Origin of the sequence: Vibrio sp. 10N.247.311.12 (genome assembly GCF_041467515.1) — a bacterium.
Classification (GTDB): Bacteria; Pseudomonadota; Gammaproteobacteria; order Enterobacterales; family Vibrionaceae; genus Vibrio; species Vibrio crassostreae_C.
On sequence record NZ_JBFSUV010000032.1, the window covers coordinates 48,256 to 62,409 of the forward strand.

Sequence of the window (14,154 nt, forward strand, 5' to 3'; positions counted from 1 at the left end):
TCATTGACCGTGACACCCTAAGAATCGGAATCGACCCTGCCCGAGCATCAATCATCGACCGTGACATCCCAAGAATATGATTCCACCCTGCCCGAGCATCTTTCATCGACCGTGACACCCTAAGAATCAGAATCGACCCTGCCCGAGCATCAATCATCGACCGTGACATCCTAAGAATCAGAATTGACCCTGCCCGAGCATCAATCATCGACCGTGACATCCCATGAATATGATTCGACCCTGCCCGAGAGTGAATCAATGACCACTGGCTAACCGTAAAGAGTCTAACCAAGACATTGAAATGGAATCCTGAGCGGTACAGCCCTTCTTAAAAACAAAAAAATAAATATAAATATCCAAAAATCATCTCAAGCCGAACGGTACTACCCAAGATTGAGTCGTTGCCCGAGACGGTTCAATTTCTCGGGGTGACAATGAATATGAATTAATTACTAAACAATCTAGAAAATGGTGTTCAAGCCAATTGTCTTTGACGGATTCTCAACTCACGATGACCAGCGGATTCTCGGTTAAAAGACCGGCGCTGGTGCCGCGTCATGCCATCCCGTGTCAGTGCGAGACATGCGGGATTAATTCCCACGCCAGAGCGAGCGCCTGGGTACTAGTCATCGGCCGGTTCCCAGCCGAGGAGCCGGTGCCGGGTCATAACATTCAGTGTCGGTCAGAGATATTGAGCTTAGATATTTGTTTCCAGCGAGGCCCTGGTGATAATCACGACCAGCAGGTTCTCGGGAGAAAGACCGGCGCTGGTACTGGGTCATAACATTCAGTGTCAGTCACAGACTTTGAACTTAGATATCTGATACCAGCGTCGCCTGGTGACCAGCAGGTTCTCGGGTGATAAACCGGCGCTGGTGCCGGGACACATCATCCCGTGTCAGTGCAAGACATGGGAATCGACATCTGCGCCGGAAGAAATTCTTGGGTGCTGGTCATCCGCCGGTTCCCAGCCGAGGAGCTGGTGGAAAGTCATTAGTTCCAATGTCATTCAGAGAAATTGAGTTGAGCGACTGCACGAGCTCGAATCGTTGGTCACCAGCTGAATTCCACGAACACTGGTCATGTCTAGTACCCCTTCCCTGTCATAGCGAGACAAAGTGTTAGGCTGAACAAATTCAAATTCGTGGATACGACTTTCATGATTGAACCATTGTTCATACCAACGTAAACACCCGCAGACCTGCCCTATTCGGAAAGCAATTCTGAAATCTATTAGCGAAAATTCGTCCCTTATTTGAAAAAACGTCGATTTATTTCATGCAGTATCAACCAATACCCCATTTGGGAAGGAGACAGGGTTTATGCATGAACAGGCGGATGTCCTTGACGTTCAAACAGACGAACTTGATGTTCTTACTGAGGACATTGAGGCTGATGTTCAGGTTAAAAAAGACGATATCCATGCAGATTTAAAATTGGGTTTGATCACCAAGAACCTAAAACGTAATGCAATGGAACTGAAGGCGGTCTATGCCGAAGCCGGTGAACTTATAGCCGAAATGGAAGACTTGGCTGACAAGTATTACCGAAAACCTCAGCTCGAACAGAACCATGTAATTATCAAAGACAATTCTTACAACCGTAGAAGCACGTTCGCCAATACAGGCCATGTACTGATTGGGACTAAGTATTACACCAAAGACAGAGACGGTTGGGAGATGGTGATGTGTTTTGAACTTCGAATGCGTGACATGAGCCGCTTAAACAAAACAACAAAAAAGAAGGCGTATCACTTTGACCCCGATAAGAAGATTCCGAATTCAGAGAAATACTATGAAATTCCTAAGTTCGCGACGAAGTACGAGAACAAGTCAGAGAACAAGATTCCCTACAAAGTGCTGACCCACCCTTTTTCCAAATCACAATGTAAAAAATACATGAGGGATTGGGAATTAAAGCTGTTCCTAGCATTTAAGAAAATCATCAGTCCACCCACACGACGTTACCTCGGATTAAGGGAGCGCTATAAAACGCTTCGAGAGGAACGACGCGTATTACTCAGCATTTTCATTGCAGATAGAGGGCTCCCACTAAGCAGGGAATACAACCGAAAAATAGGCGAGCTAGAAAAGGTCATCGCTGACTATTACCCAGAACTCATCAATCTCTAAGGAGAATCACCATGGCTGAATTTAAGCAAATGCGACGCCACATCCCCGTTTCAATCGTGTGTCGAAGCGAGACAATGTACCGCTACTTAGGTCAAAAAGGCGGTCAATTGGTTGGCGCAACACAACGAATTGCGACGCTGTACGAGTCCACCGAAGACAACGATGAAAACCGTGATGCGGTAGTGTCTATCTTTGAAACCAACTTTGAACATTTGGAAGAAGGTCAAGGTGAGTTTGCAAGACAGGCTGATGCAGTGAAGCGTAAATACCGCAAACAAAATCGCAATGTACCTTTTCCTGAAATCGAAGTACCAGATAACCACAAAGTCGTCATCGATGTGACCCACCCTGTCTTCCAACGTGTGTTGCAGGTCATTCGAAAGTTCGACAACTCGATGGCGGTCATGGAAGTACTTTGGATGGTAGGCGATGTCGACGAAGAACGTTACAAGTACGCGAAAATCAAACTCGCTTCTACGATGTCGCGCTTCTCTAACGACGTGTTCCGTATTACCAACCAACTTCGCTCGCTAGACACTGGTCGCGGCACAACACACCAACGCGTTAATCAACAAATCAATCAAAAGTTGAAACCAGTAGAGGTGGTTGAAGAGGTCACCGATGAGCAGCCAGATAACGTGTCGGCTCCATTGAATGAAGCTGAAACTGAGCAAGAAGCAGAACCGGTGGATATTCATGCTGGTGGCGCTGAGATATTAGGCGAAGACGAAGACCCACTGAGTGCGGAAGAAATTCAAACCGTAATAACTCAAAAATCCGATGAGTCACTACAGGAATCAGCTTAATGCGAATGTTTGATGGCGTCAGATCAAAATTAACTCAAAGTGCAATTATCGTAAAAGAGAAATTGCGCTTGAAAACTGGTGAGCTGCATGAGGAGTTCGCCAGTGAAACTATTTTGAAGCAGCAGCAGGAGATCACACGCTTGCAGAAAGAAGTCGCAAGCATGATCAAATACCCGCCGACGCCAGATGGTGTCCCTGTCTTAACGGAGGGGGACATTTTATTCGCTTATAGAGGCATTATTAAGGAAACCTTCCTTGCCGTAGGCATGCTCGAAGGTACAGATAAAAACCTGACGCCATGCTTTATGAACACGTACATGCACGCGATCCGTTCTGTGATTTCATTTTTCCACCTACTGCCTGCTAGTGAGTACCATCATCACAATGAAGTTGGCGGCCTACTTCGTCATTCATTAGATGTTGCCTTAATGACCTTAAGAATGTCGAAGGGCTCTCGGCCTTTGGCTATCGGATTCCAAGATGAGGAGATGCTACGAGAACCGCGATGGCGCTTTGCCGCATGGTTAACAGGTTTGTTGCATGATGCAGGGAAAGTCATTTCTGACATGAGGGTTTCGGGGAAAGAGCTGGATACTACCTGGAACCCACAAATTGAAACCATTTACGAATTCAGTGAAAGATACGGTATTGACCGCTACACCGTTAGCTGGAATCCACGCCGTGCTAATCATTACCATGAGAAGCTGTCAGTGCTGTTATTAGACAGAGTTCTGAGTGACACAGCAAAGCGCTGGTTATATCAATCTAACGATAACCTTTCAGGACCAATCATTGACGCGCTGCAGAATTATGCCCGTAAGGAAGGGTATATCGAGAAACCATTGCGCCGTGCCGATGCGCTCAGTGCCGAACGAGATCGTAGAACCCAATTCCACAAACTCATCGGACAGCGTAAAGCCGGTAAGAGTCACGGCATTATCTCGGCCATCCGTGATTTACGAAAAAACCGTTGGAACAAAGTCAATGAAATCGGTGCTCGCATGTATGTCATTGATGGGGAGGTATATCTCGATTACCGAAATGGCGTGCAAGACATCATCAGCCACATGAACGCCAATTCTAGCAACTCGGGTCACCTAGCCAGAATTGAATCCAACATTGGTATCGTGGTTCAGGAGATGGAAGAGCTAGGTATTGTGGAGCCGATGCACGAAGAGTCAGACTTTGTGAGGCTCACATTTACAGCGAAGCAAGGGAAGATGCGACAAGTTGATATCGTTCGTATCAGTTATCCAGATTTGGTCTTCGAAGGTGAATTACGCCCACCTAACCTTAAAGACTGTTACATCGAATTTTCTAGCATGGGCGAACGCTTAACAATCGACGCCAAAGGCAGCTTGGATTATACCGAGCCAAAAGATAACCCATTTCAGACCCTTTATAACTTGGACCCAGAGCAAGGCTCCCAAGTGAATCGTAATAAGGCTCGTTCGTTGAATTTGCCGGGGCTACCAAAACCACCTGAAGAACTCATGCAAGCTGCTGAAAATCAATCACCGACAACGACCCCGCAGCAGATCAATGCACCAGCACCGGCCAACACGAGCAACGATGGGAAGCCAGCAACAGCGACACCTGCTCAAAACAACGTACCTGCGCAGAAACCAGCACCCAAACCACAAGCACCCAAACCACAAGCAACGAAAAAGCCAGCAACGAAAAAAGCAGCGACTAAGACGAACACCACAAAGGCAAACTCACCGTCAAAGACAAGGGGGCCAACAATCGTGTTCGAAAATGAAACAAATCAGTCGGTGGAAGAAAACAATGCGGCACCTAGTGTATGGGATGGCATGAACATCAACGCAGCTGACGACAAACCGGTTCAGGCACCGTCGTCCAAACCTCTAGCCACCGCAGCTAAAGGGCGTAAGTCCCAAACACAGAAAGCACCGCAAAGAGCTTCCGCTTTAAAAAATGTGTCTGATAAAGACCTAAGAACCTTGTGTTATGTGATGGCATGGGCGCTATCCAATGGTAGGACCGATGGTGATTCCATTGTCAGCTACAGCTCAAGAAATGCGATCTACGCGCACAAAACGTGGGTTCTTTGTCTTGTAGAGATGACCAACATGGAAATGAATACAATGGCCTTTTTTGACCGCTTCGGAGATGACATAGAGCCAGGGAAAGTATTGGGCATTGACGCGACAGAGCACATCAAGTTGGACAGCAGTTGCGTCAAAGCCTTCGCAGAGCTGTTCGGTGTGGGCGAAAAGCTGTTCTTAGATCAAATTAAAAATTTCAATGACTATGGTAGGCCGGAGCGTATGGATAACCTCGATTTCTTTGCAGGAAAGCTCACCATTAACAGCGAGCAAGAGAAGTTAATTTTAGATTCAAACCTCGCCAAAGAATTGAACTTAATTGCTAATGGAGTCGCTTCTGATGTTTAAGTCAAAGACAAAACCCCTGTATGACGATATTCAAGACTACTTCCGTGAAGTGTTTGAGATACAACAAGCTCGCGCATGGCTGGCTTCGGGTGCTTTTTTCAGTGTCGCTGGTGGATATCAAGCATTGTACAACCTATTCACTGAGACACCGGCTCCCGATACGGTGATGCTGACAGGGCTAGGTATGGCCACCAGCTTTGTCATGGCCGCAAAACGATCTTCTGAAGCATGGCCAATTCTAAAGATGCAAGCTCGATTGTGTTCAAACAAACTGGATATAGAGTCTTTGGAAGACACTCGAAAGAAGGCAGAAAAATACAAAGACCGCATGTACTTAGGGACCGGCTTTAATTGGGGGCCTGAGCACGCCATCAATATGTATAAAATCAACGCCCTCCCTTCTGCACGCCGCGACCAAAAAGTGCCTTTATATTTAAGGAAGTTTATCCCCTATAACCCTGATCTGAACGAAGCATTAGGTGGGGAGCCATTCCTCATGGCCTTGGGCAACGAGAAAGCTGTGACTGTGCATTATGATGTAGGCCGCGCACACACAATCATCTACGGCGTTCCGGGCTCTGGCAAAACAACGTTGTTAAAGTTAATCGCATTAAACAAACTGTGGTCAAAGCGAAAATGCTTGCTCATCATCATCGACCCAAAAAATACGCCGGAAATGCGAAATGGGTTGAAAGCAGAGATGGTTCGTCAGGGTAAAGGGGACCAGTTCTACTATTTTGCCCCCGCACGGCCATCAGAGTCTGTCGTTGTTGATTGCCTAGCCAACTATAACCGAACATCGGAACTGGCAACCCGTGTCGTTGAATGTATTCCAACGGGCGGCTCTTCTGGGGAAGTATTTAAACAATTCTGTTGGGAACGTGTAAACCAAATTACTCAGGCAGCGGAATACATCGGTGAACGACTCACACTTCGTACCCTTCATTACTACCTGCGTGAAGGTCTAGTTCGTCTGGTAGAGAAAACGTGTGAAACGTACTTCAGTCAAGAAATAGGTGTGGACTGGAAAGCCCAAATGAACGGTCGCATCAAGGCCATGGGCTCGCAAGACTGGCTTGAAAATATGATCATGTATTATTCCGATGTCATGGCCAAAGACAAACCTTGCTCTCAACTTTCAGGGATCATTGACGCCTTCCATAAAAAGTCATCTGAAGTGAGCACCAAAACTGGCTCATTGAATGCAATTCTGGAACAACTTTGTTCGGCGCCTCTAGATACTTTGTTGTCCCCTGATTTAAATAATTTGTCGGACAACCAACCGAACGTCGTCAATTTACGCGAGTTATCAAACACAGGTGGAGTGCTGTACTGCGCCACAGACGGTTTAACAGACCCAGTGATTTCAGGCACCTTATCGAAGCTTGTGTCGGCAGCTGCAGCGGCATCGTCAGCTGAACGTTATAACTTTGGTACAGGAGAAGAGCCAGAGGTTTGCTTTATGGTTGATGAAGCCCATAACGCGCTTAATGATCCAATCCTGAATTTACTCGCCGTCGGTCGTCAATCCAAATACGAACTGTACTTAAGTACCCAGTCCATGCCCGACATCGTAGAAAAAACCTCGCAAGCGACCGCCGATAGGATAACCGAGCTGTGTGCCAATACCATCGCCATGCGATGTGAAGGCAAAGTAACTCGTGAATATGTATCAGAAAAGATGGGGGCTGCCGATCTAAGAAAGCATCAAAAGATGATTTCAAACAGCGCCTCAACACAAGATTCCGTCTCTTCATTCAATTCAGGTTCTGGTGTACGTGAGTCATCAGAAGAGCGCAGTTTATTTCCACCGTTCATGGTATCGGCCTTACCCAATTTGCAAGCTATATGCAGCTTCTCAAATGGAAATAAAACCCTACTCCGCCTGCCTGTAGAGCCACGTTAAGGAAATATTATGAAAGTATCGACCAAATTCAAAAAAGTTACTGCCAGCGTTTATCTGAATCGAACGATCGATAAAGAGTTGAGCGAGCGATTGAATTATCAAGCGTTTATTTGGCCGTCTCTTGGTGAGGTTCAAATGCGAGTAGTGAGGTTATTCGGTGACGTTGTGCCAGCTTCTTTCAATGAAGGAGAAGAAGAACTCTTACTTGACGTGGTATTGCGAGAGATGGCCGATACATGGGATGAGCATTATGAAACACACGGCAAGGAAGTCGCCTTCAAGCACATCTTTTTGAAAGTGTTTGACCGAACCTCAGAACTGTTCAAAGTCATGGTCACATCAGAAGACACAAAGGCAGGCTGCGACCTAATCTGGGACCCGATTCGCTGTTCATTTTCAGACTTTGCTACGTCCAGCCGCGTATGTTGCATGGAAGTCATTGACAGAAAACTAACCTCAGAGAGCGAGAAACATTGTCGCCAACTGAGCCTGTTACTGCTCCCTCAACTCTTCGGTCGTCCTGAACTCAATACAATGGGTATCGCACCCTACGCCTTCGAAGATCCTCGCTCGGTGAATTTGTTAGACCTGTTACTCAAACCTGAAAAGATATTGGAGGCTGCTCATGGCGCATGATACCCAATCTTTTATCGACGAAGGTAACAAAGCCCTACTCGGTGATGGTGTCTCGATACTAAACCCGTGGGTAAGACTGGGGTTTATGATCTGGTTCTTTTCTTTGTTGTATTGCTGGTTTGGTATGTCAGCGGAGCAATTTAGAGCCGACGTCATCGATGAGGTGTCCATTGTTCAGTCGACAATGACCGAAGAGCAATCAGAAATAGTGTTCGACCGTGTAAACGGTCAATACCAGACGACGATGGTCGATACGGGCATCTCCAATGTCATTGATAGATTTTATATCAAACCTGAAAAAACAAATGGGTCCGGGGTCTTTATTGCAGGCATATCAGAGCGGCTGGTGGATAACACAAAGATGTGGTGGTATCGCAGCATACTTCGACTGAACGTACTCATGGAATGGCTTCTTTTAGGCGGGGTGCTTATCTTCGCGTTCATGAGTGATTCTTACTACGAATATCGTAAGCGAATCTACGCCTTTACACAGCACAACGTGAAAATAGCGGCAATGGCCTTTCGCATGATATTCATCATTCTCTTTTCACTATGGGTCTTCCTTGTTGTCCCCATCATTGATGGCGGATTCTGGCGATATTTACCCCTATTTTTCATTGGTTTATGCATCCTATTAACCACCACGATCATGCGTGAATTCCAACGCTTTTAAACAGACATAGGTAATCAATAACATGCGGATATTTAAAAAGAAGAATCAAGAACCAAAGTCATTGAGAGAAAACCTCAAAGAGTTTACGCAGCGATACCGGTCTATTCACAACCTAAATCGGATTAAGGTTGGTTTCATTGTTTTTGGTGTGTTGTTCGCGGTCGGTCAAACCATATACCGAAGTCACTATTTCAACATGCCGGTTCCGCACATAGCTCTCATACAACTGGAGGGAGCCGTAGAGAGAGGCAGTCCGACAGCTGATGGAACTATCCTGTCAGAAAGCATAAGAAAAGCCATGAAAGATCCATTGGCTCATGCCATTTTGATTGAAGCGAACTCACCAGGTGGCAGCCCAGTGCAGGCCGAGATATTACATAGGACTTTAATGTCCATGAGAGAAACTACCAATAAGCCGGTCTATTTTTCGATAGGTGAAATGTGTGCGTCGGCTTGTTTATACATCAGCTCTTCCGCTGACAAGGTGTATGCACATAGAAATTCATTGATTGGCAGTGTCGGGGTACGAATGGATACATGGGGGTTCGACAAACTCATTGAACAAGTTCAAGTTCAAAGACGAACGTACACGGCGGGTAGAAACAAAGCGCTTTTGGACCCATTTTTACCTGAAAACCCAGAAGCAACAAAGCACATTGAGACGCATGTCCTCCAGCCGCTGTTCGAAGAATTTAAAGATGCCTTGATTGAAGGTAGAGGCGAGAAATTGATGACGGATAACCCGGACATCTTTACCGGTTACATCTGGACCGGGGCTGAAGCTGTCGATATAGGCTTTGCAGACGAAGTGAAAACGCATTTCGAGATCCGTGAAGGACTAAGAGATGAATACAAAGTCACGGACATACAGAACTACACCAAAGCTAAATTCAGCATGATGAAGATTCTGAGCTCGGACTTTTGGGCAGAAGTTCTGGTTAAAACCGCCATCAAGCTGCGTGCAGATACCGAGCTGGAATTGAAATAGACGTCATGCTGGTTAAGAGCTGGCACTTGTCAGGGAAAGTGACATCAGGATTGCTTCTGTGATGTCACTCTCCCTGAATATCAAGTGAAATGGATGACATGATTGCGAAGAGCGTGCTTTCAATGTCGTTCAAAGACAATATTCACGCAGGTGGTGGAGTGATGGCAAAGGAGCCTACCCCTGTATGCGATAACATAAAATGTTATTGTTGAGTAATATTTGAGCAGGGTAACTGAAGTATCTTCATATACTGGATGCGTTTCAGTTCGTGGAGTACCAACAAGCACGTAATCGAAGGGTGTGATGTATGTTGTGTTTCTTTTATTCGCAATGGCAAATGCTACAAAGATTGATCTTGTGCCAATAAATGTGACCGGATTCAAAACAACGAATGATTTGAGTCAATGAAATCATCAACTTGGCTAGAGCAATTGCTTAAGCCATTGATATCTCTATAAACAAAAGCACTCACTCGTTAGATAGCTGCAAGCCCTTTAATTACACGGGATTATGCATATAATCCGGTAAGACGTTTATTAAAGATGCCTATTTGCCAATAGCAGATCCCTTAATTACTATATTCAAAACTATTAGAAAATTATCACTCCAATCTTATTGCAGTTAGGTGGCTTATGAGTAACAAAAAACAGGGACGTGACAACAAAGCAAGCACTGATGAACTCAATTTGACGCATCTGCTTCCTACACCTAACGGTAATGATGTTCGCGACGAAGTAAATGCGATTTTCCACAAAATGTCATGTTCTGAGCATGAAACCAATAAATTTGACGCTGAATGCTGCAAGAAGGTAGCGGATAAATTGACGCACCTCTATGCGTCAAGAGGGATCATTAGCGGTGACTTAACTGAGCATCATAAGCAAATCGTGGATTTTTCTCCTGAAGTGGAGCTGCAGCGCTATTTAGAAGGCCAAGCAGAAGATGAGCTTTTATGTAGCGCTCAGTGCCAATCATCAAACCACCAGCCGAATGCCTCACCGCCTGAGTACCCAATTGACACACTCAATGATCGGATTCTTGCGATTGTTGCAGAAGGTAAATACCTAGAAAGTCGCATGAAAGAACTCGGCGCAAAGGGTGGTGGTATTAGTACGATGAAGCGTTCGATTAAATACAAGTTACCCGATTGGGTTCTTAAGCATTGTGATGTGATTAGCGAGATCCACTTCAAGGCACTCCATAGACTGGATTACAATGTCAGTCGACAAGAGACAGAATCTTTCTTGGAAGCGTGTTCGCAGTTAAGAGCAGGGTTCTTTTGCGTAGACGATAACCGAGATGAGCAATAACCATGATCTGATGAGACTGTTCATCGTCAGCGCATGTAAATACCCATCCCCTATCTTCGTTAATCTAAGAGCGCGTTAACTCACTCAGGTCGTATTCAAAGTTCAGAGCCGAGTGGTGTAGGACACTGGCCGTTGTCTCTGCGCGAAGACTGGCCACAAATAAAGTTACGTTGTGTGCAACTTCTGCTTTATTCTCGACATTATAAGACCGTGATGTTCTCTTCCGCTTCGACGTCCTTACTCCAAATTCATCAGATGTAAACTCAGTCCAAGATACGTCGAATACTGGGTATGGCTTTCCTCTACTGACTCGTTGTGTTTCTCTCACTGACACTTGGCACCCATACTTAAGCTTCTTTACCCATCGTGGGTACGCGAGAATTAATGCAGCTCGCATGTCGCCATAAATATACGCGAGTTGCGCTTTAACGTATGTTTCTGCACTGGCTTTAGGGGATTGATAACGAGAGGTAGAGAAATACTCACTGTCAGTGGCCTTTTCAGACCAAACAGTCGGGATCTGAATAAAGTAAGATCCCGCCCGTTTACTGCATGGAAATACATAGCTATTCATGGGTTGAAATTGTCCATCCTTGGTCAAATAACAGTCGTAATATGGATAAATGGATGTTCTTCTATCTAGTTGTATAAGTTTTCGATCTGTTGCACATCAAAGAAGATGCTTTGATACTTTTTCCATTTTGAGTCGACGTGCTCTTGCCACGGAAAGCGGCCATTTGGGTCGGGTAAAACCAGTTGAAACATCGGAATTTGCTTGTCGGTCATGTCCAGCGTGGTTTCAGCAACGGTGAACGTACCATCATGCATATGCTCTTGAGATACTTTAACCAATGCAACCGGCACATTGAATACCTCTTCAACATAAGTGATAGGTTCATCTAACTCAATCACGCGTTCTTTGATGTGTTGAGCAAAATGGTTTCCGAAGAAGTGCATTTGTTCTGGACTTAAGCCGGTAATGGCGATCTCGAATGCGTTATCTGTACTGACCGACACGCCAACGGAGTACACATACTCTTCACCCTTTGGGCTTGCCGTCATAATGAACGTTGCCTCACCGTCTTTTAATGATGCTACAACTGAATCCATAACATTTAAACGTTCCATAATCATCTCTCTCATTGTGGGGATGGGAGTATTATGTAAGTCCGTTTCTTCGTATCCCCCCGATAGTTGAATCGTCCGATAGTTCAAAAGGGTTCAGTGGGTAAGCGGGGGGTAAAATAGAAACCCGTTCAAGTCAAAAAGCCATGAAACATGACTCATTAGATTTCACCGTTGCACAATTTACTTGAATGAAGATTCCAAATGAAAATGTAATAAAGTCTCCATTATGAGAATAAATCCAAAACATACCAAATTTTGTTGAAGAATTCAGGGGATCTTGGTAAACAGATATTAATGCAATTGAGTGCATTATCATTTGCCACTTAGCAAGGCGTTAATAATTGATAGAATGGTTTTGTTTCGAGTTAACGGAAACTTTAATGGTTTAGTATATTGTTACCTTTATTCAAAATTTTATACTAAGTCTTAAAATTCTTTCCGTTAATTGACATATTGTACCACACTCATCTGCATACTGTTTTACATGGACGGACACTGTACGACAGTAGCAACAAGTCCAAAAACTAAAAAATGCTATAATTTGATAACAAAAATAATAATAAGAGCACTCACATTTTTATAGCGAATGTGGTTGTTTTAAAGCCTTGTTTTACCGAAGGTTTTAAGAAAAGAAAAAACTAACTACGTCAAACGTTGCAAACAGTAGATATATCAAAAGTAAAGGAGTGTACGTCTACGCATTTCCTAAACATTTATAGCCATTCGAAAGTTTGGTTTAACTAAAGATAAGAATACTAAGTTAATATTATGCAACTACATCATACGCACGAGTTAAACACCACATCGAATCCATTTGAAACATTTGATGAAAACATCATTATGTTTTTGGAACATTATCAGATCCTCGATTTCAGTTTTGAGTCGTTGAAATCCTTTTTGAAAGCAGAGTATTGTGCGGCAAAGAAAACCGCTTCTTTAAACTTAACGTATCAAGAATGGGCGTCAAAGAACGACGAATATGTGTCGACCGTTTCTTCTTACTTCATTTATAAAAATTGGTTAATGAAATACGCGCCAACGGAATCTAACCAATTGGTCACGCTGCATTAACTGAACGCGTAAAAGCCCAAACATCTCACCGATATTTGGGCTTTTTCTTTGCCTGTCCCTACCCGATTTCATGTCATATACATGGTTTCTTTCTAACCCTCCGGTGATTCCATATTAAAACAGACCTTTCTTTGTTTTCTTGAAATGACATCGATCTGCTGAATGACGACGCTGGCCGGAAGCGCAGGTTTTCCCCCTACATACTCAAGATGCTGTAACTTCAAAAGCAATTGAATTAAAAATGCCTTGCATAACAGTTCAGATATCTCTTCGACACACACCGTTAAGTGGTCCAAAGGGCTCGATTTATCGAGGTGATCAAAGTATTCATTTTCGATGAACGACAGGGTGACAGCCCCAGAACCCACACAAGGTTCATATAACGATATTGCCCCACTATCTTCATTCATACCTGCGCGATTCAAGCCAGCTAAGAGCTTTGCCAGCGCGATTGGTGTTGGGAAAAAATCGTTGGTGTGCGCCAAGCTGGAGTATTTGGATAACAAGTCCCCAAGAACATCCGTCTCGCCTTCTTCTATGGCCAACTTGCATATCAAGTGCGTCATCAGCTGACAATCCTTCTGGATATCAGGGACGGACAACTGTTCAATAACCGTCTCGCTCGGTGGGTACATCTCGGTATGTAAGAAACACCAATAGTCGATGAACATATCGAGAAATGAATGGGTCCCAAATTGATACCGCATACTTTCAATGACATTATTCAATTGCTTCTTCAGATCCTTACTCATGCGGTTCTCTCCCAATATTTCATCGTATTTGGGTCAACGCACAGCGCCATGTCTAGCCACTCTCCAAGCGCATCATCGCAATAAAAACGAAAACTGAATGCACAAGACTGCTGCTCTAAGTTGCCACGAATGTCGGTAAACCCTTCACTCGACACCGACACCTTGAGGTGTCTGGAATCTTCAGAGAAACTAAGTTGGTACTTATCCATATACGCTAACAGTGCAAACGGATCATCGAACTGGCCATGTATCGCGAATAACCTCCCTTGTGTCTCGACTAATACCAATTAAAGTAAAAATGTGATCTAATTAAGATTGATGAATTATTGTGAAAT

General features: G+C 44.5%; 13 protein-coding genes. 9 read left to right on the top strand and 4 right to left on the bottom strand.

What is annotated here, in order from left to right:
• The first annotated feature begins 1,322 nt into the window (after window positions 1–1,322).
• From AB6E30_RS14830 to AB6E30_RS14865, 8 genes are all read left to right on the top strand, one after another.
• Entirely contained in the window at window positions 1,323–2,132 is an 810-nt protein-coding gene (locus AB6E30_RS14830; RefSeq protein WP_372104140.1) for a hypothetical protein, read from the top strand.
• 11 nt (window positions 2,133–2,143) lie between these two features.
• Window positions 2,144–2,938, top strand: a complete 795-nt coding sequence (locus tag AB6E30_RS14835; RefSeq protein ID WP_136987113.1) for a hypothetical protein — start codon at window positions 2,144–2,146, stop codon at window positions 2,936–2,938.
• Window positions 2,938–5,355 carry a MobH family relaxase gene (gene mobH, locus AB6E30_RS14840; protein ID WP_372104142.1) on the top strand — a complete coding sequence of 806 codons (2,418 nt, stop codon included), beginning with the start codon at window positions 2,938–2,940 and terminating at the stop codon, window positions 5,353–5,355. Before AB6E30_RS14835 ends, mobH begins: the two co-directional genes overlap by 1 nt.
• Window positions 5,348–7,261, top strand: coding sequence for a conjugative transfer system coupling protein TraD (gene traD, locus AB6E30_RS14845; RefSeq protein WP_162299038.1), 1,914 nt, complete (start codon window positions 5,348–5,350; stop codon window positions 7,259–7,261). Before mobH ends, traD begins: the two co-directional genes overlap by 8 nt.
• A gap of 9 nt (window positions 7,262–7,270) precedes the next feature.
• Window positions 7,271–7,897 carry a hypothetical protein gene (locus tag AB6E30_RS14850; protein ID WP_372104145.1) on the top strand — a complete coding sequence of 209 codons (627 nt, stop codon included), beginning with the start codon at window positions 7,271–7,273 and terminating at the stop codon, window positions 7,895–7,897.
• Complete coding sequence (locus AB6E30_RS14855) at window positions 7,887–8,570, top strand: DUF4400 domain-containing protein (protein WP_081230206.1); 684 nt, start codon at window positions 7,887–7,889, stop codon at window positions 8,568–8,570. The genes AB6E30_RS14850 and AB6E30_RS14855 overlap by 11 nt, the downstream gene beginning before the upstream one ends.
• Before the next feature lie 298 nt (window positions 8,571–8,868).
• Entirely contained in the window at window positions 8,869–9,558 is a 690-nt protein-coding gene (locus AB6E30_RS14860) for a S49 family peptidase (RefSeq protein ID WP_372104147.1), read from the top strand.
• Between the two features lie 632 nt (window positions 9,559–10,190).
• Entirely contained in the window at window positions 10,191–10,868 is a 678-nt protein-coding gene (locus tag AB6E30_RS14865) for a hypothetical protein (RefSeq protein ID WP_154723884.1), read from the top strand.
• 64 nt (window positions 10,869–10,932) lie between these two features.
• Here the strand turns inward: AB6E30_RS14865 and AB6E30_RS14870 are convergent, their stop codons facing one another.
• Together AB6E30_RS14870 and AB6E30_RS14875 are read right to left on the bottom strand one after the other, a co-directional pair.
• Window positions 10,933–11,442: a hypothetical protein gene (locus tag AB6E30_RS14870; protein WP_136987118.1), complete on the bottom strand. Its 510-nt coding sequence runs from the start codon at window positions 11,440–11,442 to the stop codon at window positions 10,933–10,935.
• 65 nt (window positions 11,443–11,507) lie between these two features.
• Window positions 11,508–11,996 (bottom strand): DUF4262 domain-containing protein, encoded by a 489-nt coding sequence (locus AB6E30_RS14875; protein ID WP_162299039.1) that lies wholly within the window; start codon window positions 11,994–11,996, stop codon window positions 11,508–11,510.
• 768 nt (window positions 11,997–12,764) lie between these two features.
• Between AB6E30_RS14875 and AB6E30_RS14880 the strand changes: the two genes are divergently transcribed.
• Complete coding sequence (locus AB6E30_RS14880) at window positions 12,765–13,067, top strand: hypothetical protein (protein WP_102305682.1); 303 nt, start codon at window positions 12,765–12,767, stop codon at window positions 13,065–13,067.
• Window positions 13,068–13,159: 92 nt separating this feature from the next.
• Here the strand turns inward: AB6E30_RS14880 and AB6E30_RS14885 are convergent, their stop codons facing one another.
• Both AB6E30_RS14885 and AB6E30_RS14890 read right to left on the bottom strand, forming a co-directional pair.
• Window positions 13,160–13,819 (bottom strand): hypothetical protein, encoded by a 660-nt coding sequence (locus AB6E30_RS14885; RefSeq protein ID WP_154723881.1) that lies wholly within the window; start codon window positions 13,817–13,819, stop codon window positions 13,160–13,162.
• Entirely contained in the window at window positions 13,816–14,028 is a 213-nt protein-coding gene (locus tag AB6E30_RS14890) for a hypothetical protein (RefSeq protein ID WP_372042557.1), read from the bottom strand. Before AB6E30_RS14890 ends, AB6E30_RS14885 begins: the two co-directional genes overlap by 4 nt.
• Window positions 14,029–14,154 lie beyond the last annotated feature (126 nt).